The sequence below is a fragment of the Streptomyces sp. NBC_00576 genome, from assembly GCF_036345175.1.
Lineage (GTDB): Bacteria > Actinomycetota > Actinomycetes > Streptomycetales > Streptomycetaceae > Streptomyces.
Genome location: NZ_CP107780.1, coordinates 5,833,044 through 5,857,804, shown reverse-complemented (window position 1 = coordinate 5,857,804; position 24,761 = coordinate 5,833,044). Strand labels below are relative to the sequence as shown.

The window sequence follows — 24,761 nt, the reverse complement described above, 5'->3', positions numbered from 1 at the left end:
GCCGGTGGACTCGGTCGGCCCTGTGGATCCGGTCGTTCGGGTGCTCAGGGCCGGTCGTGAAGGGCGGGCATCACGGGCGGTGGCGTGCGGCCCTCTCTGCCCCGGCCCCCCGCGCCCCCGTCCCCGCCGCTGCCGCCCCCGGCGAGGCCGGCTCCGGCCCCGCCGCCGGGGCGGTCGACGAGAGACGGATCAGCCGGGACTCGCAGTGGTCGAGCCAGCGCGCCTCGGCCTCGGTCTGGAAGATCAGCTGCTCCAGGACGAGGAGCCAGGCGATGTCGTCCCGCTCCCGGGCCCCGTTTTTCTCCACGGCGGTGAGGGCCTGCGCCTTCAGCCGGGTGTAGTCCTGCATGGCCTTCACGGTGTGCCGGCGCTGGGACTGGATGACGTCACGAATGTCGACCCCGGGCGCCCCGACGGCCATGGCCAGCTTGATGGCCAGCTCGTCACGGGCCGGGCTGGTGCGGTCGACGGGGTTCTCGAACCAGCTGCGAAGTTCGACGCGACCGCTGTCGGTGATCGCGTAGAGCGGGTGGCCGGCCTCGTCCTCGCCGTCCTGCACGACCATGCCGTCGCGTTCAAGCCGGCTGAGCGTCGTGTAGACCTGACCCACGTTGAGCGGCCAGGTGGAGCCGGTGCGGGACTCGAACTCCGTACGGAGCTGCGAGCCGTAGCGCGGGCCGTGTTCGAGGAGGGCGAGAAGCCCGTGGCGGATGGACATACTGAGTATGTATACCGAGTAAGTTCGCGTGGACAAGCGTCCTGAGGCGGACGCCGGAGGTCCGACTCAAGGGGGACCCGGGCCGTCGCGAGCCGCTCAGCGGCGGCGCATCCGCACCCCGAGGAAGCCGATGCCGAGGCCCACCAGAGCCAGCCCCACGCCCAGTGTGAACACGGGAATCCGCCGGTCGGAGAGGTTCGAGGGGGGCCTCGGTGCCGGTCCGGTGAGCGGCCACCGACAGCTCCGCGGGCGAGCTCTCGGCGACCGGGGCGTCCGTCTTGGGTACCGCCTCGACCCCCTCGTCCGACTCCTCGGCGGGCTCCTCCTCTGTTGCCGTTTTAGTACGAGGGGGCTTCACCGGGCTCGTGGAGGACGGCGAGCCGGAGGGGTCGGCCGGGCCGCTCCCGGCCCTCCCCCGCCGGCGCCCCCGAGGGAGTCGGAGTCGCTGGGCGCGGGCGCGTCGGGCGGCCCCGACGGCTCGGGGGCCGCCGGACGGCCGGGTCCGGCGGGTCCGGCGGGTCCGGAGGAAGGCGACGCCGACGGGGCGGACGGGCGATCGGGCGGGTTGGGTGCGGCGTTCGTGGCTGCGGAACCGTGGGCGGTGCGGGGGAGACCGTCGCCGGGCGCGAGGGGGCTGGCGGGCGCGGGACGGACGGGATGGTGGGCGGCCCGGAGCGGTGCCTCACGGCGGCGGCCTCCGGCCGGAAGGCGCTGGCGCTCCGCGCGGCGCGGGGCACGCCCTCGCCCTCGTGCGCATCGGCCTCGTGCGCATCGGCCTCGTGCGCATCGAGGCCCAAGGAGTCCTCAACTCGCAGCAGGATGCTTGATGCGCGCCACTGCATCCGAAAGACGCCATGTGTGCAGTCGCGACGGCCTCACTCGGCTGCCGTTCGAGTCGGAGCCACTCCCGGTCTCTCGCAGCCAACCGGAGGCCCTGATCTCCCCCATCCCTGCGTCGCGCCCATAGCGTGCCCTTCAGAGCGGACAACCACGGTCAACAACGGTGCAACCAGTCCCTCACACCTGCCGCCTGACAACGAATCTGCCCAGTTCAGCTGCCCTATGGCCACGCAAGCGCCGTAGCTTCCCAAGCTGAGAGTGCGAGTTCGATTCTCGTCACCCGCTCTTTTTGAAGCCCCAGGTCAGCGGCCTGGGGCTTGTGTGTTGGTGGGGTCTTTCGGGGTCGTTTCGGCAAGTGGAACCTGGGGAGATCGGGCACGCGAAGGGCACGTTCTCCGGGGGCATGTCGCAGAGCCAGCCAGCGGGAGTCGCTTACCTGCGATGTTGCTCGAAGAATCGGCACGCTCGCCGGCGAAAGCCCTCAGTTTGCTGTTCCCTCGACGAGACCAGTCGGCATGTGTGCTGACAGCAGGAGGAGCAGCCGGGCGTGGGGTGGCCCGGCCCGTGCCCGCGCTACAACGGCGAGGGCGACGGCACGTTCACGGGCCGCGTCAGGTGCTGTCGAACCGGGGCGGCTCGTACAACGCGGTCGTCGGTGTCGGCGGCATCAACATCACGGACGACGGCAGGCCGGACCTGGTCTTCCGCGACACGCAAGGGCTCGTTCGGTCCGCGGGCTCAGGTCGCAAGCGCCTGAAGCGGCTACAAGGTCCTTTCTTAGGCGGTGAGTTCGGCCTTCCAGGGCGCCCGGGGGACTTGATGTCATCGGGCGCCTCTGCACTTCCCGCCTTGTGCTGGCGCACAGTTGACGCTCCTGGAGTGGCGGGGTTCATGAGCAGACGGGGCGGATCCGCGTTCGGCGTCGTCAGTCCGGTCGCGGGACGTTGCTGCCGGTCGTCAGATCCGGATTGCCCGGACGGGAGGGCTCGGGCGGTGCGAGCGCGTAGCCGGCAACCAGTCCTCCCACGCCCAGAAGGCAGTCCAGGTAGACCCCCGTCGACTGCGCGGTGCCGTTGACCACCATGATCAGAACGATCCCGGTTACAAGCACGGCAAGAAATGTCATGTAGTGGCGGCGGAGCGACATCCTCGGGTCGATCGGCATGCTTGCTCACCTTCCCCGTCTTGTCCTCGGTTGGAGACATCGGTCATTCGACCAGCCGCCCCTCCACCTGGTCCACGGATTCCTGCACAGTCCGGCATTCTCGGAATGCACCGGAGGATTTCAAGCTTCTTCGGCGGGATTCGGTGATGTTCGGCGGGTGCTCGGCGAAAGTGGGACGATCGCGGTCATCGGACCCGGCGAGGCTCTTGGAGAGGGACCATGGACGCCCACCCACGCGGCGCACCGTTACCTGTGCGGCAATTCGCATCGGAGCTGCGCCGATTGCGCATCTCCAAGGGCAACCTTCAGATAAGGACGATCGCCGCGCGGGCGCAGTGCAGTCCCGCGACGGTCTCTGACGCCCTCAACGGGCGTCGCCTGCCCGGCGAGATGGTCACCCGCCGGCTGGTTGCCGTGCTGGGCGGGGACTGGACCCAGTGGCAGCCTCTGTGGCGTGAGGCCAGAACGGAACTGGACACGCTCAAGCGGGAGGGACCTGAGGCACCGGCGGAAGCGCTGCACGCCGACATGGTGCGCTATCCGGACCCGCCCTCCTTCTACCGCGCCTCCGCCGACCGGATCCGCACGGCTCGCCGCGAGATCCGGCTCACTTACGTCCGGCTCCACCCGCCTGGTCACTGGGGAGCGGCGGAAGTGGCCGAGTACTACAGCACGGTGTTGCAGTGGGCCAGGGATCACTCCGGTGAGGGTGCCAGTGTCCGGCGCATCATCGGCGTTCCTGAACGCGACGGAGCACCGCGGGCGGCCTACTTGCAGTGGCTGCGCGAACACCAGGAGGAAACGACGGACATATACGCTTACGAGGCGCGCGTCATGCCCTGGACTGCCTCCTGCGCCTGGCACAACACCGGCCTCGTGGACGACTCCGTCACTTTTCTGTCCTTCTCCGGTGCCGGCCGTCAACAGCTGACGGGATTCAGCGTCGAGGGGCCGGCCTTCCTGGCGTACTTCGCGGACAGCTTCGACCAGGCGTGGGGCGCACTGGAGCCACTGGAGCCACTGGAAGCGTACGTGGCACGCTACTGTCCTTAGCGTAAGGCTGTCGGCAGCCCTAGGGCGTGTGCTTCCGCAATGGCCACTGGCCGACCGATGGTCGCGCCCAGAGCCGGGCGCCCCTCTGCCAACGTGCAGGGGCTGCCTCGTCCCCCGTTCGAGCGGCGTGCCCATGGCGTGCCCTTCAGAGCGGACAACCACGGCCGGCAGCGGTGTCAACAGATCCTCGCCTCCGCAGCGCTATGACGAGTATGTACAGGTCAGCGACTGCACGGCCGACCAAGCGCCGTCGCTTCCCAAGCTGAGAGTGCGAGTTCGATTCTCGTCCCGCTCCAGAATTGCCCCCAGGTCAGTGGCCTGGGGGTTGTTTGTTGTCTAGTCCAAAGCGACCTACCACACCTTCAGCATGGCGTGCCAACTGGTCCTCTGCGGCGAGGTCTTGAAGGCGAATCCCATGCGTCCACGTGACGCGGAACCTGCCATGACTGTCAAGAACCGCAGGCCGGTCCTACACCCACGTGGTGCTGTCCACAGGGCGGTTCATGGGTGCTCGGCGGACGGAACCACGGGCTCCTGCCTGCCCACGCTGACCAGCCCTGTCTCGTAGGCGGCGATGACGGCCTGGACGCGATCACGCAGTTGGAGCTTGGCGAGGATGCGGGAGACGTGGGTTTTGACGGTCGTCTCGGCCAGGTGCAGGCGGTCGGCGACTTCGACGTTGCTCAGCCCTTGGGCCATCAGGCCCAGGACTTCACGTTCGCGCGGGGTGAGCGAGGCGAGGTCGCGGTGGATCGCGATGGTCTGGCCGTCATGGCCGTCCTGTCGCGTGAATCGCTCGACCAGGCGGCGGGTGACGGCCGGTGCGAGCAGGGCGTCGCCGGAGCGGATCGTGTGGACCGCGGAGATCAGCTGCTCGGGGGTGACGTCCTTGAGGAGGAAGCCGCTGGCGCCGGCTGAGAGTGCCGCGTAGACGTACTGGTCGAGGTCGAAGGTGGTCAGGATGATGACGCGGGGTTCGCCCGGAGTGCCGGTGAGAATGCGGCGGGTCGCCTCCAGGCCGTCCATCTCGGGCATCCGGACGTCCATCAGGACCACATCGGGCCGGGTACGACGGACCGCGTCGACGGCTTCGAACCCGTCGGTGGCCTCGGCGACCACCTTGATGCCGCCGGAGCGCAGGATCATCCGGAATCCGGAGCGGACCAGGGTCTGGTCGTCGGCGAGCACCACGCGCAGCGGCGGCTCGGTCACGGTGCCTCCAGGGGGATGAGTGCTTCGACACGGTAGCCGCCGGTGAGGCGCCGGCCGGTCTGCAGGGTTCCGTCGTAGACGGAGAGGCGCTCGCGCAGGCCGAGCAGTCCGCGGCCGTTTCCGGTGGCCGCGCCCGGGCCCGGAGGGCCGCCGGTGTCGGAGACTTCCACCCGCAGCCGGTCGGGGGCGTACTCGACGGAGACCGTGGCATGCGCCCCGGACGCGTGTTTGACCGTGTTGGTCAGTGCCTCCTGGACCACGCGGTAGGCGGTGAGGCCGATGCCAGGTGGCATGGTGCGGGCCGCTCCGGTGATCTTCAGGTCGACCGGAAGGCCGGTGTCTCGGACCCGCCCGATGAGTGTTTCCAGTTGCTCCAGACCTGGTTGTGGGGTCAGGTTCTCGGCGCGGGGCGCATCCTGGTCGCCGCTGTCCATGGTGAGCAGCCCCATGACGTGACGCAGCTCGGTCATGGCGGCCCGCCCGCTCGCCTCGACGGCGAGCAGTGCCTCGTCGGCCTCGTCGGGGACGGCTCTCATGACCCTGCGAGCGGCGCCGGCCTGGATGACCATGACGCTGACATTGTGGGTGACGACGTCGTGCAGTTCGCGGGCGATTCTGGCGCGCTCCTCATCGACGGCGCGACGCAGCGACTCCGCCTGCTCGCGTTCCACGGCGGTCAGCCGCGCGTGGCCCTCGTCGGTACGCACCCGCCAGGTGCGCAGGCCGTTGGCGGCCATCGCCAGCGGCCCGAGGACCCACAGGACCACGTACTCGTTCGGAACGATGCCCGGTTGATACGGGTAGACGTGGGTGGTCGAGGCACCCGCCGTATAGATCAGGAGGACTGCCGTCGGCACGGCCGCCAGCGTGGGAATCCTGTAGGGGCTGTAGGCCGCGGCGCTGTAGACGGCGACGACGAGGGGGTAGAAGGTCAGCCGCGCAACGTCCTCCGGGGTCAGCAGCGCTGCGCCGGTCACGATGAACAGCACGGCGAGCGGGTAGCGGCGGCGCCATACAAGGGCACCCGAGGTGACGAGCGCGAGGACGCTCAGGGCGACCCGCGCACCCGTTCCCGACGGGTGGATCGCCATGCCCACACCGGGGAGGACCTCGCGAATCTGATTGTCGGCGACATCGTTGGCGTAGTACACGGTGCTGACGGCGAAGGCCACTGCCACGACCAGGTCGAACTGCCAGCTGCGCCGGGTGAGTTTCGGCGCCGGTCCGGTCGGGCGCAGCGCATGGCGGGCTGCCTCTCGCAGCCGGTCCACCGCCGTCGTCCCGTTCGTCACCGGCACATTCTCGCTGTCCTCCCGTCCTCGTGGGATCCATCTCTGCTATCACTCCTCGCACACCGCGTACATCAGCCGACTACATCTCAGGGAGGACACCCGCAGGATCCTCGTTCCGTCGGAGGACCGGAAACAGCTCGGGCGAAGGACGTGTCCGGGGCAGGAGGCCGCCTAGCGTCCAGGGCGCCAGATGCGCGGACCCTAGGAGCCCTTCATGACTGAGCCGGTGATCGAACTGTGCGACGTGAGCCGCAGATACGATGACGGACCGCCCGCACTGCGGGAGGCGTCGTTGACCGTGCGGCCCGGTGAGGCCGTAGCGATCCTCGGGCCCTCAGGGAGCGGCAAGTCCACGCTGCTCAACCTGATCGCGGGCCTGGACCGGCCGGACACAGGGACCGTCACCGTGGACGGCGTACGGGTCGACCGGTTGGGCGAGGCGGCGGCGGCCCGCTACCGGTGCTCCAAGATCGGCATGGTCTTCCAGTTCTTCAACCTGCTCGACGACCTGACCGTCGCGGACAACGTCGCGCTTCCCGCGCAGCTGGCCGGCACAGCCCGGGACGACGCGCATCGGCGGGCCGCGGAACTGCTCGAAACCCTCGGCATCGACCGGCATGCCCACGCCTACCCAGGGCGGTTGTCGGGTGGTGAACGTCAACGCGTCGCCGTGGCCAGGGCGTTGATGAACCGGCCGCCGCTGATCCTGGCGGACGAACCCACCGGCGCGCTCGACACGGCCGCGGGTCAGGACGTCAGTCGCCTGCTCAGGGACCTCAACGCCGAGGGCCAGACCCTGGTCGTCGTCACGCACGATCTCGCTCTGGCCCGCTCGTGCACCGACCGCACGCTGCGGATCGTCGACGGCCGGATCGCCGAGGACGTCAGCGCGGAGGTGGCTCGATGAGCGCGCTGGGCCGGGTGGTGCGCTCGGGCGTGGGAAGACGCCGGGTGCAGACGCTGGTGATCGGCCTGACCGCGATGATGGCGGTCGCCGCGTCCGTCCTGGGAGGCTCGTTGCTGGGGGTCTCCGGCGCGCCGTTCGACGACGCCTTCGCCCGACAGCACGGCGCGCACCTGTCCGTCGACTTCGACGCCGCCCGCACCAGCGCCGAGCAGGTGAAGGTGACCGGGCGCGCCGACGGGGTGGCGGCTGCGGTGGGCCCGTTCCGCGCGGTGTCGGTCACCCCACGCCTCCGCGGCGGCGCGGACGCGTGGCCGATGGCCGTCGTCGGCCGCGCCGATCACGACGGAGCGGTCGACGACCTCACGCTGACCGCCGGGCGCTGGGCCACTCGTCCCGGCGAGATCGTGCTGAACACGGACGCCTCGCTGATTCCGACCCTCGGTCTCGAACTCGCCTTCCCCGGCCTGCCCGGTGGCCCCCTGAAGGTGGTCGGCGCGGCCCGCTCGGTCACCGGGAGCGCCGACGCGTGGGTGACACCGTCCCAGGTCACCGAGCTCACCACGCCCGACCGCCCCGGCAGCTACCAGATGCTCTACCGCTTCACCGCCGCCGACACGGCCGCACGGGTCTCGGCAGGCCGCAAGGCCGTGACAGCGGGAGTCAAGGCGGTGACGGGGACGCAGTCCTGGCTCACTGTCAGGGCGTCCGCCGAGCGCGACACCGCGCTGTACGTACCGTTCCTCCTCGCGTTCGGCGTCCTGGGCCTGGTCATGTCGGTCCTCATCGTGGGCAACGTGGTCGCCGGCACCGTGGGTGCGGGGCTGCGCCGGATCGGCATCCTCAAGGCCATCGGCTTCACCCCGGCGCAGGTCGTGCGCGCCTACGTGGGCCAGGCCCTGATCCCGGCGGCGGTCGGCACGGCACTCGGCGTCCTCGCGGGCCACCTGCTGGCCGTACCGGTGATGTCCGAGACCGAGGACGTCTACGGCACCACCTCCCTGGCCGTCGCCCCCTGGGTCGACGCGGCCGTGATCGCCGGCGTACTCGGCCTGGTCGTGGCGACCGCGTGGGCGAGTGCCTGGCGGGCCGGACGCCTGCGCACGGTCGACGCGCTCGCCGTCGGGCGTACCGCGCGGACGGACCGCGGCCGGTGGGCGGCACGCCTGGCCGGACGGCTCCCCCTGTCCCGGCCGATCGCCCTGGGGCTGACCCGCTCCTTCGCCCGCCCCGCCCGTGCCCTGAGTATGGGAACGGCGGTCCTGTTCGGCGCCGCCGCCATCACCTTCACCGTCGGCATGGGGGCATCGCTCGCCGCGGTGACGAAGGCCAAAGCCCACGACACCGCCGACGTCACCGTCGCCGCACCGCTGCCGGAACCCGGCCCCGACGGTCCGATCGGCGCGACCCGCACCGAGCCCGATCCGGCCGCCGTCGCCGCCGCGATCGACGCCCAGCCCGCGACCCGGACCTACTACAGCACCGCGACAGCCCGGGCCACCGTCCCCGGCGTCGCCGGCACCACCGCGGTCGTCGCCTTCACCGGCGACGCCTCCTGGGGCGGCTACACCATGGTCTCTGGCCGGTGGATCGCCAAGTCCGGCGAGGCGGTGGTGCCCACCGGCTTCCTCACCTCCACGGATACGCACATCGGGGACACCGTCACTCTCGACGGCCTGGGCAAGGCGGTCACGGTCCGGATCGTCGGCGAGGTCCTCGACCCCCGCAACGACGGCATGCAGGTGTTCACCGACGACACGACGCTCGCACCCGCGCACCCCGACCTGACGGACACCACACAACACATCGTGGTGAAATCCGGTACCGACATGGCCACTTACGTCGACGCGCTGAACAAGAGCCTGAAACCGCTGGGGGTCACCGCCCGGATCGGCCAGGCCGAAGGCGGCAGCGACATGGTCGTCACCCTGAACGCACTGTCCGCGCTCCTGACGCTGATGCTCGTCGCCGTCGCCGCGCTGGGTGTGCTCAACGCGGTCGTTCTCGACACGCGCGAACGCGTGCGGGAACTCGGCGTCCACAAAGCCCTGGGCATGACCCCCCGACAGGTGATCACGATGGTCGTCACCTCCGTCATCGTGACCGGACTGGCCGGCGGCGCCCTGGGAGTTCCGCTCGGCATCACCCTGCACGGCTGGGTCATCCCCGCCATGGGCCACAGCGCCGGCCTCGACCTCCCCGACTCCGTACTCGCCGTCTACCACGCGGCCGAACTGGCCCTGCTGGTCCTGGGCGGCCTGCTCATCGCCGTCCTGGGCGCGCTGCTGCCCGCGAGTTGGGCCGCCAGGGTCCGCACCGCCACCGCCCTGCGGACCGAATAGTGGTCCCTGCGCTGATGCCGTGCCTGGGCGGCAGTGATCAGCTTGCCGATGTCGGTGGCAACACCGGCCGCGCAGACCCAACTCATCCCCTGCTGGACTGGCCGCCTCCGTTCCGGTTCGACCAGACCTCGATCCAGGCGCTTGCACACGGAACCAACGACAACCGCGAGGACGTGACGACGGAGGTGGCCTGAGCCCGGCGGAACGGGTGAGGCAGGCGCCTTCGGAAGACCTGGGGTGACGTCGATAGATCGTCGACCCTTGGCACCGGTCCTCATCAGCATCGCCGCCGCCATCAACCCGCACATGCCGATGTCCCGTGGCCGTGTGTGCGGTCGCGATGCCCCGCTCAGTTTTCCTGTGCGCTGAGCCCTCTCGAGCCTCGAAGGCACCTCCCCGACCACCATCGGCTCATCCATCACAGCGCCGTGCCCATAGCGTGCCCTTAAGACCGGAGAACCACGGTCAACAGCGGTGCGATCGCGCGCTCCCGAACGCCAGCCAAAAACACATGGTCCCAGTTCAGAAGGCACACACCTCCCCAGGCGCCGTAGCTTCCCAAGCTGAGAGTGCGAGTTCGATTCTCGTCACCCGCTCCATGCGAACCCCCAGGTCAGAGACCCGGGGGTTCTTTGTTGTCTAGACCGGTGGGCTAGGTGCGCACCACAACCGCACCATTAGCTCTCTTGCAGCCTCCTCGTTGTGGTGCGCGGGGTCGTCCCTGCGGCGCTTCGCATGCTCGGTGTGCACCAAGCCGTCAAAGCCGGCCGCGACCTCGTGCTGCCGTTCTCGTCGGAGTGCTGATAGATCAGCGCGGCGGTCTCGGAGGACCTGGCCGCGCGAACCATCGTGTGCGTGAGGGTGGCGCCCGAGCGGGGGGCGGCTCGCCGCTGGAAGTGACCTCCCGGCGAGCGCCGGCAAACGTACGGAGAGTTGTCGCCGGATCTGGCGCGCCGCCCGTGGCCCGTCGCTGCGGATCGTGGTGCCTGGACGGGCTCCCACCAGCCCCCGACTGCCGATCACGGACGGTGGCCAGTACTCCACTGAGACAGGTGCCGCTCGGCGACCAGGACAACCAAGGGTGAAAGGTAGTCGGCAAGACATGCATCAAGCCGCCGAGAGAGCACATCTGCCTTCCCGGCGAGGAGTGCATCGCCGACATCCGCGTACGGCACGAGCGCCTGGCCACGATCCAGCGGGCGGACGGAACACCGTCATCGATGCACACCCTTCCACGGCCCGAACTCTGGCGGCAGGTCGTGCCAGGGCGATCCGGTGTGGCACTTCCACGCGATCGCCTCGATCACCAGCCCCGCTGCGGGACCCGGTCCGGAAGCAATGGCTCGATACGCACCCCGCCGGCAGCAACATTCCTGCGTGAGTCGGGAACCTCCGGACGCCCGACGGCGTTCGTGTCACTGACGGCCGGACGAGCCGAGCCGTCGGCTCACAGTGCTCAACTGCTGACTCCGTACGACGACTTGACCGGGGGGCAAGAGGCGTGCAGCAGCACCGCGCACACCCGACGCGCCCGGCCGCCGTCGTGCTCTCCGCGCTGCTCGCGGTCCTGACCTTCCTCCTGCCGGTGTCGGCCAAGGCGATGCCGACGTCCCGCCCGTCCTCGACGGGCACGGCCGCGGCGGCGACCGCGCAGGCGTCCGCGACCACCGACGCGCAGCGACCCGTCACCGTGGCGCACTCCGTGCTCGGCCACGCCGACGCCGTGCCGTACCCGTACCACCCCTTCCTGGGTCCTGGCGCCGGGGACGCAGCCCCGCACCGCGCTGTCGGTGGCCCCGCCGTGGCCGTGGCGGCCGCGGCTGCAGGAGCGAGCCGGGGCGCCCACGCGTATCGCCCGCGCGGCCCGCCGTCCCGATGGAGCACCGAAGTCCGTATCGACGCCTGACCGTTCGCCTCCGCGCCCGGGGCAGACGTCGACTCCGTCTGCCTGCCCATCGTGGAGAACTCATGTCTCGCGCGCCCATGTGGCGGGCGATCGTCGCCCTAGGTGTGATCGCCGCCTCGCTCTTCTTCGCTCTCACCCAGTCCGCCCGCCTCGGCCTCGACCTGCGCGGCGGCACCCAGATCGTCCTGGAGACCAAGGATTCACCCCTCGTCAAGGCCAATGCCGAATCGACCCAGCGGGCCCTGGAGGTGCTCCGCCAGCGGGTCGACGCGCTCGGCATGTCCGAGCCGAGCCTGTACCGGTCCGGACAGCAGCGGATCTTCGTCGAGCTGCCCGGCGTACAGGACCCGCGCGAGGCCGCCGAAGTCATCGGCCGCACCGCGCAGTTGACCGTCCACCCGGTGCAGGGCGCGACGGACAAGCAGGACGAAAACAAGGGGAAGCCGGCCAAGGACGGCTCGCGCACCCTGGCCGACCCCGACCAAGAGGGGGCGTTCCTCAAGCTCGGGCCCACCGTCCTCACCGGCGAGGGCGTCAAGGACGCCGAGGCGGTGCTCGACCAGCAGAAGATGTCGGGCTGGATGGTCAACCTCACCTTCCGCGGGCAGGCAGGCAAGGACTGGGCACGGGTCACCGGTGCGGCGGCCTGTGCCCCGCAGGGCGCCCCCGAGCGGCGCGTCGCCATCGTCCTGGACGGCAAGGTCCTCTCGGCGCCCGGCGTGAACGCGGATGTGGCGTGCCAGGTCGGCATCTCCGGCGGCTCCACGCAGATCACCGGCGGCTTCGGCCGGGAAGAGGCCCGCGATCTGGCCGCGCTCGTCAAGGGCGGTGCGCTGCCGGTGCCCGTAGAGGTCGTGGAGCAGCGCACCGTCGGCCCCACGCTCGGTGCCGATGCCATCGCCGCCAGCACCCAGGCCGCGATCATCGGGCTCGCCCTGACGGGGCTGTTCATCATCGTCGTCTACCGGCTCCTCGGCGCCCTGGCCACCATCGCGCTCGCGCTGTACGGGCTGATCTCCTACGCCGTACTGATCGCTCTGGGCGCGACCCTGACACTGCCCGGACTCGCTGGTTTCGTCCTGGCGATCGGCATGGCGGTGGACGCGAACGTGCTGGTCTTCGAGCGTGCCCGCGAGGAGTACCTGGGAGCCCGCGCCCTGAAGTCGGCCTCGGCGCGCCTGGACAAGCCGCTGAGCATCGGCTTCAGCAAGGCATGGAGCGCGGTCGTCGACTCGAATGTGACCACGCTGCTCGCGGCAGGGCTGCTCTTCTTCTTCGCCACCGGACCCGTCAAGGGCTTCGGTGTCACGCTCTCCATCGGTGTCCTCGTCTCGATGATCTCGGCCCTGGTGATCACCCGGGTCCTCGCCGACTTCGCGATCCGGCGCCGCTACGTGCGGGGCCGGCCCGGCCTGACCGGGATCACCTCCACCGGCCGGGTACGTGCCTGGCTCGCGCGCCGCAAACCCCGCCTGGTGCACCACCGGCGCCGCTGGCTCGGCGTCAGCGCGCTACTGATCGTGGTTGCCGTCGCCGGAATCGGCCTGCGCGGCCTGGAGTTCGGGGTGGAGTTCACCGGCGGGCGCCTGGTGGAGTACAGCACCAGCAGGCCCGTGGACGTGGACGCAGCACGTACGGCGGTCACGGACGCCGGGTTCCCGCGCGCGGTGGTGCAGGAGTCGGGGGACGGGGACATCTCGGTACGCACTGGCGAGCTGAGCAACGACCAGCAGCACACGATCAGAACGGCGCTGGCGAAGGAGGGCGGTGAGGTCACCGTCGAGCGGGACGAGCTGATCGGCCCGAGCCTCGGCGACGAGCTGCGCCGGCACGCGCTCATCGCGCTCGGCATCGCCGTCGCGACCCAGCTGATCTACCTCAGCGTGCGGTTCCGGTGGACGTTCGCCGCCGCGGCGGTGTCGGCCATGATGCACGACGTGCTGCTTGTGGTGGGCCTGTTCGCCTGGCTCGGCAAGCCCGTCGACAGCGTCTTCCTGGCGGCCCTGCTCACGGTCATCGGGTACTCCGTCAATGACACCGTCGTCGTCTTCGACCGGGTGCGCGAGGCGCGCCGCCGCGATCCGGCGGCGGACCTGGAAACCACCGCGAACAAGGCCGTCATCCAGACGCTGCCGCGCACTGTGAACACCGGTATGGGCGCGCTGTTCATCCTGGCAGCCCTGGCCGTGCTCGGCGGTGACTCGCTCGCGGACTTCTCCGTGGCGCTGATCGCCGGCGTGGTGATCGGTATGGCATCGACGGTGTTCACCGCCGTGCCGATCGCCGTGCAGCTTGAGGGCAGCCGCCCGGCGCCGCCAGTGCGCCCCAGGCGCAGCAAGGACAGCGGGGCGCGCAGTCCGCTGGAGCGACGCGGGCGGGCGCGGGATTCAGGCGCTGTGGTGTGAGGGCGCGCGGAGGCTCGTGGGGAAGACGCGGACAGCCGGGCGCATCCCCCTATCCGGCTGTGCAACGTGCAGCATGCTCCTCGTTCGACGCCCGTACCCCTACGCCTCTATGGCGACAGACCCACGTTTCCTACAAGTGGCTCGACAATGTTTCCGCAGGCTGATCAGCCGGAGGCGGTCCGCCTGGATGAAGAACGAAGGGCCGGCACGGTGGTGGGCGTTTTCCTCGCCCACCACCGTGCCGGCAGACTCCTCGGGGACCGGCTGCGCGCAGGCTGCGTAGCCCGCGCATCCCCGGCGCCGCCTGGCACCGGGCCGACACACTGATGAGACGCCATGGTGACCGTGCCTTCCTCCTGGCCCGCTTCCTGCCCGCGGCATCGGGGTGGCACTCCTGCGGCGCCGCTCCGGGGTCCGCAACGTCGTAACAGACGCCGACCTCCGAGCGGGACGGGCCCGGCATGAATCGCTCCGTGCCGATGCCCGGCCGCGCGGCTCTCGACGGCATGCCCACAGCGTGCCCGTAAGACCGGTCACCCACGGTCGACCACGGTGCGATCCTGCACCTCCGGGCACCACGCCCGGCTGCATATGCCCAGGTCAGGAGCCATCCGGCCGCTCAAGCGCCGTAGCTTCCCAAGCTCAGTGTACGGACGGTGCTGACGCAGACGATGCAATCCGATACGGTCCCGAGCCATGGCGAATGGCAACAGTGTGCCGGAGAAGGTGGCGTGGATCCTGGTTCGGGACGACCGGGTATTGGTGACGCGTAGTCACGGCAGAGATCGCTTCTACTTCCCGGGCGGTCATCGCGAGCCGGGCGAGTCCGACGGCGAGACCCTGGTGCGGGAGATCGACGAGGAACTCCAGGCGGCGATCGACCCCGGTTCCATAGTGCACTTCGGCACTTTCGAGATCGGCGAGGGCCATCCGGATCACGGCCCTTTCCGGATGATCTGTTACACCGCTGATCACCGCGGTGAGCTGACCCCGTCGAGGGAGATCGCCGAGAAGGCATGGTTCCGCTACGCCGATCGGGACCGGGTCTCGGCCGTCGACGAGATGGCTTTCTACGCGCTTCACGAGACCGGGCGGCTTTCCTGATCCCGTGACCGCGCTTTTACGGTCGCTGCTGCGGTCTTCTTCTACGTTACGGCCGCACCACAACCGCACCAGATTGGGCGGGGAGCAGCGGGGAAACACGGGGAAGGAGCACCGGATCGAGGAAGCCGTCACACAGCCGTTCACGCAGGTCAACGCTCCAAGTAGCCGCAAATGCCCGCAGCTTCCCAAGCTGAGAGTGCGAGTTCGATTCTCGTCACCCGCTCCTCTTGAAGCCCCAGGTCAGACCTGGGGCTTTTATTGATGGGTCATTTCGGCGCTTTGCCTGCGCCCCCGCGCCGGAAGACTGGGCACGCGGAGGGCACGAGCGCCTTGTGGGTGCAGTCGGCTCACGTTGCAGCACGGCGCTGGCCTGCGATTTCGCACGGCCATCAAGGGAGTTCGCGCAGTGAGAGCACTCAGCCCGCCGTTCCATGACGGCTCCGCACGCCCCTGGATCACACTCCGGCAGTCAGGAACAAAGCCCCTTGCCGGTGCGCGCGCTTGGCCACAGATGATCTCGTGTCAGAGCGGGAGGTCGTCGGGTAGTACCCGGAACGCCTTGTGGCGGCCCAAGGGCCGTACGGCCCGGAAGTCCCGCCGGTCGAGGGTGAGGATCGCGTCGGTGTCGTAGTCGGCGGCGAGCGCCACGTTCACCGCGTCGGCGAGGTCCAGGTCGAGCGCGCCGTAGCGGACTCGGACGGACTGCGCGGCGCCCAAGTGGTCTTCCGTGATCTCGGGCATGACGATCCGACCCCGGCCCATCCATCGCCGCAGGTCATCGATCGCGCTGACGGACGCTGCGCGCCCCAACTCGCGCGTGGCCACGTGATCGAGTTCCGCCAGCAGGAGCGGGGACATCACCAGGAGACCGGCCGCCATGATCGCCTCGTTCGCCGTTCCGTGTTCCGGGTGCGTCGAGTCGAGAGCTGCCAGGAGGCCTGACGTGTCCGCAATGACGATGATCACGCGGCGGTTCCGGGATCTGTCTCGTGGCGGACCGCATCGGCGACCGCGTCACGGACCTCAGCCTTGGTCGGCGTACGCCCCGGCCCCTCGAACGTCCGCGAGAAAAGCGGCTCGTCCCAGACCCGGTTCGCCATGGCCGCGAGATGGATCCCCTGTCGGATGATCTCGGCCTCGCTTATGCCCCTCCGCTTGGCCGCCTCCTTGATGATCGCCAGGTCTTCGGGGTCGGCATAGACGTTCGTACGCTTCATGGACATGTACCAAGAGTAGTCCATGTACTGGATTGATGTATCCCACGCGATGGGCAGCCTCACGGCGATCCCTCGCACGCGGCTGATCTCTACGCACCCCGAAACGCTCCAGATGCAGGCGCAGCAGGGCTACGCCGCCGCGGCAGCCACCGACGTGCGGGGCGATCAGCTCAGGCAAGTGGCTGCTGTTGCCGTGAGCGGGCCGGGCAGCCGGCTGCCTCACCAAGCGGCGACGACGATCGCCTTTCTGCTCGGGAAGAGTCGCAAGAGGTACGGCTGCGTGAGACCGACATGCCTGGCCATCGCCTCAGTAGAGGGGCCGCAGTGGCCCTCGAGTGCGAACTCGGCGATCGCAGCGGGGATGACGCTCTCACGCCTGTTCCGCCTGCTCACCACGCCCTGCCGCCACGCCCGCGGGCAGGGGTCAGGCCCATCTGAAGACAGCCCGTGACGTGTGCCCAGGATCAGTTCCCTGCTTGAGCTTGTGCATTGGAAACCGATCGGTTTACAGTGGAGGCAGATGGAAACCGATCGGTTTCCGCCAAGAGTTCGGGAGTTCATGATGACGACAAATCGGCCGGTGGCCCTGGTGACGGGGGCGTCATCCGGCATCGGGAAGGAAGCCGCGCTCGCGCTGGTCGCGGCGGGGTTCGAGGTGGCCGGCACAGGCCGGGACACCTCGCGTGTCGCCCCGCTCGGCGGGGTGACGTTCTTCGACCTCGACGTGGTCAGTGACAAGTCGGTCACCGCAGCGGTCCAGCAGGTGATCGAGCGGTTCGGGCGGATCGACGTCCTGGTCAACAACGCCGGCGTCGGCTCGATCGGTGCGGCCGAGGAAACCTCCGTCGCACAGGCCCAGGGCGTCTTCGACATCAACGTCTTCGGAGTCATGCGCATGGTGAAGGAGGTTCTGCCGCACATGCGCTCCCGGGGACGCGGGCGCATCATCAACCTCTCGTCCGTGCAGGGGTTCATCCCCGCTCCCTACATGGCCGTCTACGGCGCGTCCAAGCACGCGATCGAGGGCTACTCCCAGTCCCTGGACCACGAGGTGCGGCAGTACGGCGTCCGGTCGCTGCTCGTCGAACCCGCCTACACCAGAACCGGATTCGAGGCCAACAGCACGAAGCCCGACACGCCCCTGCCGGTCTACGCGGACCAGCGGCACGTCTTCGACCGTCTGATGACGGAGGCGATCAAGGGCGGTGACGACCCCGCCGTGGTCGCCAAGGCGATCGTCACGGCAGCGACCGACACGAAGCCGAAACTGCGCTACGCCGCCGGCCCCATGGCCGGACGCGCGCGCCTCCTCCGTTTCGTTCCTGCCTGGGTTCTGGACAAGCAGATCCGCACGATGAACAAGCTGGCCGGCTGACCCCCGCCGCCCGCCCCGCCTGTAAACCCCGTCGCGCCGTTGATACCGGGAGAGACCCATGTCCGAGACCCCACACTCCGCCGCCGCTACCGTCGCGCGCTGGCGCGCCGCCGAGGAACGCGGTGATGTCGACGCCGCGGTCGCGTGCCTGAGCCCGGACGTCGTGCTCAGCTCGCCGCTCACCGACCAGTTTCGCTTCGAGGGAACTGACCAGCTGCGCGACTTCCTGACCTCGGCGTTCGCGGCGGTCAAGGACGTCCGCTACCACACCCAGACCGGCGAGGGCGACACGTACGCCCTGGTCTACCGGGCGCGGGTGGGTTCCCAGTCGTTCGAGGAGGTGCAGATGCTGCGGCTCGACGACGAGGCAAAGATCAAGGAGATCACGCTCTTCGGGCGTCCGATGCCGGCCCTCACCGCCCTGATGCACCTCATGGGTCCCGCGCTCGCTCGCCAGCAGGGCCGCCGGGGACTCGCGGCGCTCATGAGCGTCAGCACCGTGCCCATTCACGCGATGGTCTCCTCGGGGGACCGCAGCATGGTCGCGAAGACCCGCCCGGCAGCCCGGCAGACCTGACAGCACCAGATCCACGGTCCACTGGGCGTCCGACCCTCGTTGCCCTTCCAGGAGTTGGCGGCAGCCGCAGGCGATGTCCCCGGCGGACAACCTCAGGTCGCAGGAACGCACGAGGCACCTGCCGTCCAGGTGCACTTCGGCTCGCCCTGACCACACGGGCGAAGCCGACTCCCCGAGAGCGGCTACCGGAGGCGACGTCCTCCACCGGCCACGGCAGCGTCCGGACTATCCCCCCACGCGAGGTGATGCGGCAACTCGCCGCGCCCTCCAGCGACTTGACCCTCCAGGAGACGCCCCCATGCAACGACGTACGTTCCTTACGGCGACCACCGTTTCGCTGGCCGCCACCCAAATCGTCGGACCCGCCTACGCCTACGCCGCCCCCTCCCACTCCCCCTCCGGTTCAACTGCAGCCGGTCACTACGAGGTCGTTGCCCGCTTCTGGGGCGCGATGCCGACGGGTGTCACCGTCTCGCGCCGCGGCCGGGTCTTCGTCAACTTTCCCCGCTGGGGCGACGACGTCCCGTTCACCGTCGCCGAACTGCGGGGCGGCAAGCCGGTGGCCTACCCCGACGCCGAGGTGAACCGCGAGGACGCCTCCGACCTGGCCGGGCACTTCCAGTCGGTGCAGAGCGTCGTCGTCGACCCGGCCGACCGGCTGTGGATCCTCGACACCGGAAGCCCGCTGTTCGCCGGGTCCTCCTACGGCGGTCCCAAGCTCGTGGCCGTAGACCTGCGCACCGACCGGATCGTACGGAAGATCCTCTTCCCGCCCGAGGTGGTGCCGGCGAACAGCTACCCCAACGACGTGCGCTTCGACCTGCGGCGCGGCGCCGAGGGCATGGCGTTCATCACCGACTCGGGCGGCTCGAACGGCATCATCGTGGTCGACCTCGCCACCGGCCGCTCCTGGCGGCGGCTGGCCGGGCATCCCTCGGCGCTCCCGGACGGGCAGTTCCTTCCGGTCATCGAGGGCGAGCCCTTCATGGTCCGCCCCGCGGGCGGCGAGCCCATCCACTACGAGACCGGCTCCGACGGCATCGCTCTCAGCGCCGACGGCACGCGCCTGTACTACTGCCCGCTCTCCAGTCGCCGGCTGCACAGCGTGTCCACCGACGCCCTCGCCGACCCGGACGCCACGGACGCCGAGGTGGCGGCGACGGTCGAGGATCTCGGGTTCAAGCCGATGGCCGACGGCCTGGAGAGCGACGACAGGGGGCGGCTCTACGGCGGCGACCTGGAACACAACTCCATCTGGCGCAGGAGCCCGAACGGCACCTACCGGACCCTCGCCCAGGGGAGCGACCTGCTCTGGGTCGACACCCTGTCCGTCGCCTCGGACCGGCACCTGTACGCCATCGCCAACCAGCTCAACCGGCTGTCGCCCTTCCACGAGGGCAAGGACCTGCGCCGCAAGCCCTATCTCCTGGTCCGCCTGCCGATCGACGCCGGACCGGTCAGGCTCGTCTGACCTCTCCGGCTCGCGTCATCCGGCTGCGACACTCCGGACGGCGTCCTCAGTCTTCACCCGATCGCTGGAAATGCGTTCTTCGCAGTCAGTATCCGAGGTAGCGCACATCGCGACCGACGTCATCATCGCCATCATCAACAACAACGCCGGCGTCCTACTGCCGGTGCCCCGCACCCGCCCAGAGCGGCGAACACCAGTTTCCTGAGACCGGAGAGGTATTGGCAATGAGTACGAATTCACAGAAGAAGAAGTTTTACGCCCTGAATATGTTTGACGTGGTTGATTTGGAGAAGTACCTCGCGTATTTCAGTCGTTTGCCCGAAGAGGCTCCGCGATATGGCGGTCGAATGGTGGCGTTCGGTCGTTTCCGGGACAACGTAGCCGGTGACCTCCCCTCACGGCAGGTTCTGTTTCTCGTTGAATGGGAGTCCGAAGAAGCGTTCAACAGCTTCCGGGACGATCCCGACCTGGCCGACTTGCATCCGCTGCGGGAGAGCGGGACGGCGTCCTATGTCTGGCAGACGTTCGATGGTCTGGATATGAGTGACCCCGCCAACGTTTCGCTCGACGATGTACTGGCAGTGCTCAAGCCCTGAAACCCGCATCGCTACAGAGCCGGATGAGCCGGCCGACGAATCGTCGGCCGGCGAAGGAAACCTCCGGCCAGCGCGGACTCCATTCGGCGGCATGCGGATCGCGTGCTTCGCGACCAACACGCCTGACCGGCCGATCGCCGAGTTGGAGCTCCGTCACCGGTTGCGGGTCCGGGTCGAGGACCGGGTTGACGAGCGCTCGGCCGGCTCACACCTTCAGCACCAACCGCTCTCCTTCCGGTGCACGCGAGACGCAGGGCAGCATGGCGCCGGCCGCACGTTCGGTGGCGGTGAGCCGACGGTCACGGTGATCGACACGGCCATGAGCCACCCGTACCCGGCAGGTGCCGCAGAACCCCTGGCGGCAGGAGAACGGCAGGTCCGGCAGGGCCTCGTGGAGCACGTCCAGGGCGGAGCGGTCGTACGGCACTGGCAGAACCCGTCCGGTGTCGCCCAGCTGAAGTTCGAAGGGACGGCCGTCCGTGATCGGGGCCGGGGCGAACCGCTCGAAGTGCAGGGCTGACGCGCGGCTGCCACCGAACGCGCGCCGAACGCCGTCGATCATGGGCGCGGGCCCGCAGCAGTACACGGCACCCGTCGCCGGGATCGAGCTCAACAGATCGGCTGCTTCGGGCACTCCGGACTCGTCGTCAGGACGGATGGAGACCCGGCCCGGGGCGGCGGCCGCGAGTTCGGCCAGCTCCGCCGCGAAGGGCATCGAACCGCGGTCGCGGCCGGTGTGGACGAGCCTCCAGTCCAGCCCGCGTCGGGCGGCTTCCCGAGCCATCGGCAGGATCGGGGTGATTCCGATGCCACCCGCGATGAGCAGGATGGATGCTTCGGCGGCGAAGGGGAAGGCGTTCCGGGGCCCGGTTACGGCGACCCGCATACCGTCTCCGAGGGCATCGTGCACCTCGGCCGAACCGCCTCCGCCGTCGGCGATACGGCGCACCGCGATGCGGTACCGGTACCGGTCGGCAGGGTCGCCGCACAGCGAGTACTGCCGCTTGCGGCCGGAGGGCAGGTGCAGTTCGAGGTGGGCGCCGGGCTGCCAGGGCGGGAGTACTCCCCCGTCGGGTGCCGCCAGCCGCAGGGAGACGACATCGTCGGCCTCTTGGCGCTTGCCAGCGACCACGAGTTCCCGGATCACGGGCATCTCGGTGGCCGGCGGGCGCCTGGGAGGAGTACGAGGAGTGCTGCGCCGCGCGAGGCGCGTGACCGCGTTGTCGCTGAAAGCCGCCAGCTTCCGCATGAAGGCGTCGCTGCGCGGTCTGCCGTACAGGTCCGGCGGCCGGGTGACGGGTGTGCTGATGTCCATGGGATGCCTTGCTGGTTGCCGGGTCATTGGGCGGCCGCCCGGGCAGCGGGGGACGCCGCCAGGTAGGCGACCGCCTGCTGGGTCGAGCCCTCCTGGGTCGGGTGGTAGCCGGGGCGGAAGTAGCGCAGCACCGAGCGGGCGAACGCGACCGGCCGGGGCAACAGGTCCTTGCGGGCCGCGGCCTGGTAGTCGCGGAAGCGGACCTTGACCCGGTCGTCCAGTTCGGGGTCGGCGCTCATCAGGAAGCGGACTCCGCGAATCCACAGCCGGATCAGCACCGGAGCGGTGACGAGCATGCCGACCAGTCGGCGCCGGTACCGGGGATCGAGGTGCACCAGCAGGTCGAACGCGACCGAACGGTGTTCGACCTCCTCCGCGCCGTGCCAGCGGAACAGATCGAGCATCGCGGGGTCCGCGCCGGCCTGGTCCAGATGCCCGTTGCTGAGAATCCAGTGACCCATGTACGCGGTGAAGTGCTCGAAGGCCGCTATGAGGGCGAGCCGTTGGAGGAGGTGCGTGTGCGCGGCGGCCGGCGTCAGCTCCGGCCGGTCCCCGAGCACCCTTCGGAAGATCCATTCGGACTGCCGGGTGTACGGAGCCGGGTCCAGCCCCTTGGCGAGCAGGTGCTCCAGGACCTCCTGGTGCGCCTCGGCGTGCATCGCTTCCTGGCCGATGAAGCCGCGTACGTCCTCGCGCAGCCGGTCGTCGGTGATCAGGGGCAGTGCCTGCTCGAAGGTGCGCACGAACCAGCGTTCGAGCTCGGGGAGCATGAGGTGGAGCACGTCGAAGGTGTGGGTCGCGAAGGGCTCACCCGGCAGCCAGTGCAGCGGGGTGGTGCTCCAGTCGAAAGTGACGTCTCGGGGTTGCAGCACCAGGTCGTGGTGGTCGATGGGCTCGGACGGACGTTGCAGGTGGGCATGTGCGGCTCGGAACATGACAGGTTCCTCCTCCGTCGGCGATCGGTGTGTCCGAAGGGGCGTTCAGGCAGTCGTCGGCCAGGCAGTCGTGCAGTCGTGCAGTCGTCCAGTACTGCTGGGCTGTTGGGCTGTTGGGCTGTTGGGCTGTTGGGCTGTTGGGCTGTTGGGCTGTTGGGCTGTTGGGCTGTTGGGCTGTTGGCTGTCAGATCGGGTGCGCGGTGTGGTCCGGACTGCGGAGAGAGCCGTCGTCTTCGACGCGGTTGGCGAATTCCGCGATCCGGGACGCGATCTCCTCGGGGTGGCTGAGCTGTACCCAGTGCCCGGCGTCGATCGGGTGCCGTTGTATCCGGCCCGTCCAGTGCTCCACTCCGTACGACAGCACCGGGGTGACGCAGAAGTCGCGGGTGGGGACGATGAGTTGAACCGGGACGGTGGTCGGCCGGTCCCGGGGACGCAGCAGGCGGGGCAGCATGTTGGCGCGGTACAGCGCGGTGCCGGACACGGCGTCGCGGGCCAGCGTCGGCGCGGGGTAAGAGGTGTGCCCGGGCATGCCTTGGGAGCCGGTGAGGAAGGTGCGCCAGCGGTGTCCCAGTGCTCGCCAGGTCAGGGCGGGCAGGAGCGGGAAATGGAAGTAGGCGATGTACCAGGACCGTGCGGCCTGCCGCAGCATCTTCGGCAGATCCGGATGCCGCGGCCGAAGGCGGGCCCGGATCAGGTGGCCGACGTGGTCCAGGCAGGGTCCGGAGATGGAGGTGAACGAGGCGATCCGCCCGGCCAGGCGGGTGCCGGTGACCGACTCCCAGGAGTGGATCGATCCCCAGTCATGGCCGACCAGGTGCACCGGGCGGTCGGGGCTCACGGCGTCGAGAACCGCCGCCAGGTCGGCTTCCAGGCGGGACATCCGGTAGGCGCGCAGACCCCTGGGCCGGTGGGATGCACCGGCTCCCCGCACGTCGAAGGCGGTGACATGGAAGCGGTCGGCCAGGCGCTCGGCGACGGGGTGCCACACGGCGCTGGTGTCCGGGTAGCCGTGGACCAGCACCACCGGAGGAGCCGTGGACGCTCCCCATTGATAGGCGGCCAACTCCACGCCGTCCAGGCCGTCCAGGCCGTCCAGGCCGTCCAGGCCGTCCAGGCTGCCCACGCTGCCCACGCTGCCCACGGCGATTCGGCGGGCGGCCGGGCCGGTCATCGGCCACCACTGGCAGGCGTCAGTTCGCCGTAGTTCAGGCCGCCGTGGAAGAAGCTGGGCAGCACCGGCCACTGCCGCTTGAAGGGGGCCAGTTCCGAGGAGGGCAGGATCTGCAGCCAGCGCGGATCGCGCCGGCTGGGGTCGGCGAGGGTCTTCTCCTTGACCATGGAGTCGTACTGGTCGAGAGAGTCCTCCAGGGTGTTGGCGTTGGGGACCACCTCATGGCCGTAGAACGCGGCGTGGCGGCGCACCCCGGGGATACGGGAGAGCTCGGGCTGCCAGTTGTCGGCCGAGATGCCGTTCTCGGAGGACACCCACACCCCGTCGGGGGTGTTCAGCACCAGGGAGTGGTTGCCGTCCGTATGGCCGGGGGTCCACAACAGGCTGACGCCGACGCCGAGTTCGATATCGCCGTCGAAGGCGGTGACGCGCTCGGGCGGTACCCCGTCCATGCCTCCGTCGACGTACCAGGCCCACTGCATCGGATGCATCGATTCGAAGGTGCCCAGCTCCCTGCGGTGCACCAGCAACCGGGCGCGCGGGAACAGCGCTTCGCGGGGCGCCTGTTCGCCCGGAATCGTGCTGGTACTTCCCATGATCATGCGCACGTCCTGGACGTGCAGATGATCGAAGCTGACGAAGTCCACGTCCTCGGGTCGCAGACCGCAGGAGGGCAGGACGGTGTTCGGGTCCTGGTAGAAGCGGGCGAAGACGTGGTCGGTGAGAAAGTCCCCCGCCAGCCGCTTGAGCTGGGCGTAGAACGGCGCTTGAGCCGTTCCGGCGGCGACGGTCGGCTCCCACACCAGTGTTTTCGGCTCACCGTCGAAGCCGTCGAACTGCACGACGAGCATCCGGTTGACGATGCTCACGAACGGGTTGACGGCGAGCGCGGCGCCGTGGAAGCCGAACCGGGTCGGGTACGGGGCGGCGGCGATGTCGAAACTGCGGACGGCGTGGATGCGGCCCTGCTGGACGAACCGCTCACGGTAGGCGGCCGCGGCGCCGCGCACGGCGCGCAGCCGGTCACCGCGGGGCCATACGTCGTGGACACCCTCGAACTCGGGGATGGGACGCGGAGCGGCGGCGTCCTGGGCCTTGTCCTGGGCCATGTCCTGGGCCTTCTTCGCGCTGGGCGCCGGCTTGGGCGTGGTGGTCACGGG

General features: G+C 69.5%; 21 protein-coding genes and 1 pseudogene. 11 read left to right on the top strand and 11 right to left on the bottom strand.

The window, feature by feature from the left end; genetic code table 11:
• Positions 1-70: 70 nt before the first annotated feature.
• Positions 71-718: a PadR family transcriptional regulator gene (locus OG734_RS25345; protein WP_330289784.1), complete on the bottom strand. Its 648-nt coding sequence runs from the start codon at positions 716-718 to the stop codon at positions 71-73.
• A 1,765-nt stretch (positions 719-2,483) separates the two neighbouring features.
• Positions 2,484-2,723 (bottom strand): hypothetical protein, encoded by a 240-nt coding sequence (locus tag OG734_RS25340; protein ID WP_330289783.1) that lies wholly within the window; start codon positions 2,721-2,723, stop codon positions 2,484-2,486.
• Between the two features lie 252 nt (positions 2,724-2,975).
• Between OG734_RS25340 and OG734_RS25335 the strand changes: the two genes are divergently transcribed.
• The gene (locus OG734_RS25335) at positions 2,976-3,776 is read left to right on the top strand and encodes a helix-turn-helix transcriptional regulator (RefSeq protein ID WP_330289782.1); all 801 of its coding nucleotides are present in this window, start codon (positions 2,976-2,978) and stop codon (positions 3,774-3,776) included.
• 501 nt (positions 3,777-4,277) lie between these two features.
• Here the strand turns inward: OG734_RS25335 and OG734_RS25330 are convergent.
• A complete protein-coding gene (locus OG734_RS25330; protein WP_330289781.1) occupies positions 4,278-4,988 on the bottom strand; it encodes a response regulator transcription factor in 711 nt (236 codons plus the stop codon).
• The gene (locus tag OG734_RS25325) at positions 4,985-6,280 is read right to left on the bottom strand and encodes a sensor histidine kinase (RefSeq protein WP_330289780.1); all 1,296 of its coding nucleotides are present in this window, start codon (positions 6,278-6,280) and stop codon (positions 4,985-4,987) included. The genes OG734_RS25330 and OG734_RS25325 overlap by 4 nt, the downstream gene beginning before the upstream one ends.
• A 214-nt stretch (positions 6,281-6,494) precedes the next feature.
• Here OG734_RS25325 and OG734_RS25320 point away from each other — a divergent pair, with 214 nt between their 5' ends.
• Positions 6,495-7,187, top strand: a complete 693-nt coding sequence (locus tag OG734_RS25320; RefSeq protein ID WP_330289779.1) for an ABC transporter ATP-binding protein — start codon at positions 6,495-6,497, stop codon at positions 7,185-7,187.
• A complete protein-coding gene (locus tag OG734_RS25315; RefSeq protein ID WP_330289778.1) occupies positions 7,184-9,526 on the top strand; it encodes an ABC transporter permease in 2,343 nt (780 codons plus the stop codon). The genes OG734_RS25320 and OG734_RS25315 overlap by 4 nt, the downstream gene beginning before the upstream one ends.
• 1,214 nt (positions 9,527-10,740) lie before the next feature.
• Here the strand turns inward: OG734_RS25315 and OG734_RS25305 are convergent.
• The gene (locus tag OG734_RS25305; protein ID WP_443064905.1) at positions 10,741-10,833 is read right to left on the bottom strand and encodes a transposase; all 93 of its coding nucleotides are present in this window, start codon (positions 10,831-10,833) and stop codon (positions 10,741-10,743) included.
• Positions 10,834-11,027: 194 nt separating this feature from the next.
• Between OG734_RS25305 and OG734_RS25300 the strand changes: the two genes are divergently transcribed.
• The 3 genes from OG734_RS25300 to OG734_RS25290 all read left to right on the top strand — a co-directional run bounded on the left by OG734_RS25300 (position 11,028) and on the right by OG734_RS25290 (position 14,941).
• A complete protein-coding gene (locus OG734_RS25300; protein WP_330289777.1) occupies positions 11,028-11,432 on the top strand; it encodes a hypothetical protein in 405 nt (134 codons plus the stop codon).
• A 62-nt stretch (positions 11,433-11,494) separates the two neighbouring features.
• On the top strand, positions 11,495-13,837 hold the full coding sequence (gene secD / locus OG734_RS25295; protein WP_330289776.1) for a protein translocase subunit SecD: 2,343 nt from the start codon (positions 11,495-11,497) through the stop codon (positions 13,835-13,837).
• A gap of 696 nt (positions 13,838-14,533) precedes the next feature.
• Positions 14,534-14,941, top strand: a complete 408-nt coding sequence (locus tag OG734_RS25290; RefSeq protein WP_330289775.1) for an NUDIX hydrolase — start codon at positions 14,534-14,536, stop codon at positions 14,939-14,941.
• A 522-nt stretch (positions 14,942-15,463) separates the two neighbouring features.
• Here the strand turns inward: OG734_RS25290 and OG734_RS25285 are convergent.
• The gene (locus OG734_RS25285; protein WP_330289774.1) at positions 15,464-15,907 is read right to left on the bottom strand and encodes a PIN domain-containing protein; all 444 of its coding nucleotides are present in this window, start codon (positions 15,905-15,907) and stop codon (positions 15,464-15,466) included.
• On the bottom strand, positions 15,904-16,164 hold the full coding sequence (locus OG734_RS25280) for a CopG family transcriptional regulator (RefSeq protein WP_330293781.1): 261 nt from the start codon (positions 16,162-16,164) through the stop codon (positions 15,904-15,906). Before OG734_RS25280 ends, OG734_RS25285 begins: the two co-directional genes overlap by 4 nt.
• Before the next feature lie 556 nt (positions 16,165-16,720).
• Here OG734_RS25280 and OG734_RS25270 point away from each other — a divergent pair.
• From OG734_RS25270 to OG734_RS25250, 5 genes and pseudogenes are all read left to right on the top strand, one after another.
• Entirely contained in the window at positions 16,721-17,533 is an 813-nt protein-coding gene (locus OG734_RS25270; RefSeq protein ID WP_330293780.1) for an oxidoreductase, read from the top strand.
• A 58-nt stretch (positions 17,534-17,591) separates the two neighbouring features.
• Positions 17,592-18,110, top strand: a complete 519-nt coding sequence (locus OG734_RS25265; RefSeq protein ID WP_330289773.1) for a nuclear transport factor 2 family protein — start codon at positions 17,592-17,594, stop codon at positions 18,108-18,110.
• Positions 18,111-18,408: 298 nt separating this feature from the next.
• A complete protein-coding gene (locus OG734_RS25260) occupies positions 18,409-19,581 on the top strand; it encodes an L-dopachrome tautomerase-related protein (protein WP_330289772.1) in 1,173 nt (390 codons plus the stop codon).
• Positions 19,582-19,805: 224 nt separating this feature from the next.
• On the top strand, positions 19,806-20,177 hold the full coding sequence (locus OG734_RS25255; RefSeq protein WP_330289771.1) for a DUF1330 domain-containing protein: 372 nt from the start codon (positions 19,806-19,808) through the stop codon (positions 20,175-20,177).
• 76 nt (positions 20,178-20,253) lie between these two features.
• Positions 20,254-20,406 (top strand): annotated as a pseudogene (locus OG734_RS25250) (IS1380 family transposase); the annotation flags it as partial.
• On the opposite strand, the gene OG734_RS25245 reads toward OG734_RS25250, so the two are convergent.
• The 4 genes from OG734_RS25245 to OG734_RS25230 form a co-directional block, all read right to left on the bottom strand.
• A complete protein-coding gene (locus OG734_RS25245; protein WP_330289770.1) occupies positions 20,383-21,492 on the bottom strand; it encodes a PDR/VanB family oxidoreductase in 1,110 nt (369 codons plus the stop codon). The pseudogene OG734_RS25250 and the gene OG734_RS25245 sit on opposite strands and share 24 nt — an antisense overlap.
• A 23-nt stretch (positions 21,493-21,515) precedes the next feature.
• Positions 21,516-22,427: a metal-dependent hydrolase gene (locus tag OG734_RS25240; protein ID WP_330289769.1), complete on the bottom strand. Its 912-nt coding sequence runs from the start codon at positions 22,425-22,427 to the stop codon at positions 21,516-21,518.
• A 184-nt stretch (positions 22,428-22,611) separates the two neighbouring features.
• Positions 22,612-23,601 carry an alpha/beta fold hydrolase gene (locus tag OG734_RS25235; protein WP_330289768.1) on the bottom strand — a complete coding sequence of 330 codons (990 nt, stop codon included), beginning with the start codon at positions 23,599-23,601 and terminating at the stop codon, positions 22,612-22,614.
• On the bottom strand, positions 23,598-24,758 hold the full coding sequence (locus OG734_RS25230) for a hypothetical protein (protein WP_330289767.1): 1,161 nt from the start codon (positions 24,756-24,758) through the stop codon (positions 23,598-23,600). The genes OG734_RS25235 and OG734_RS25230 overlap by 4 nt, the downstream gene beginning before the upstream one ends.
• Positions 24,759-24,761 lie beyond the last annotated feature (3 nt).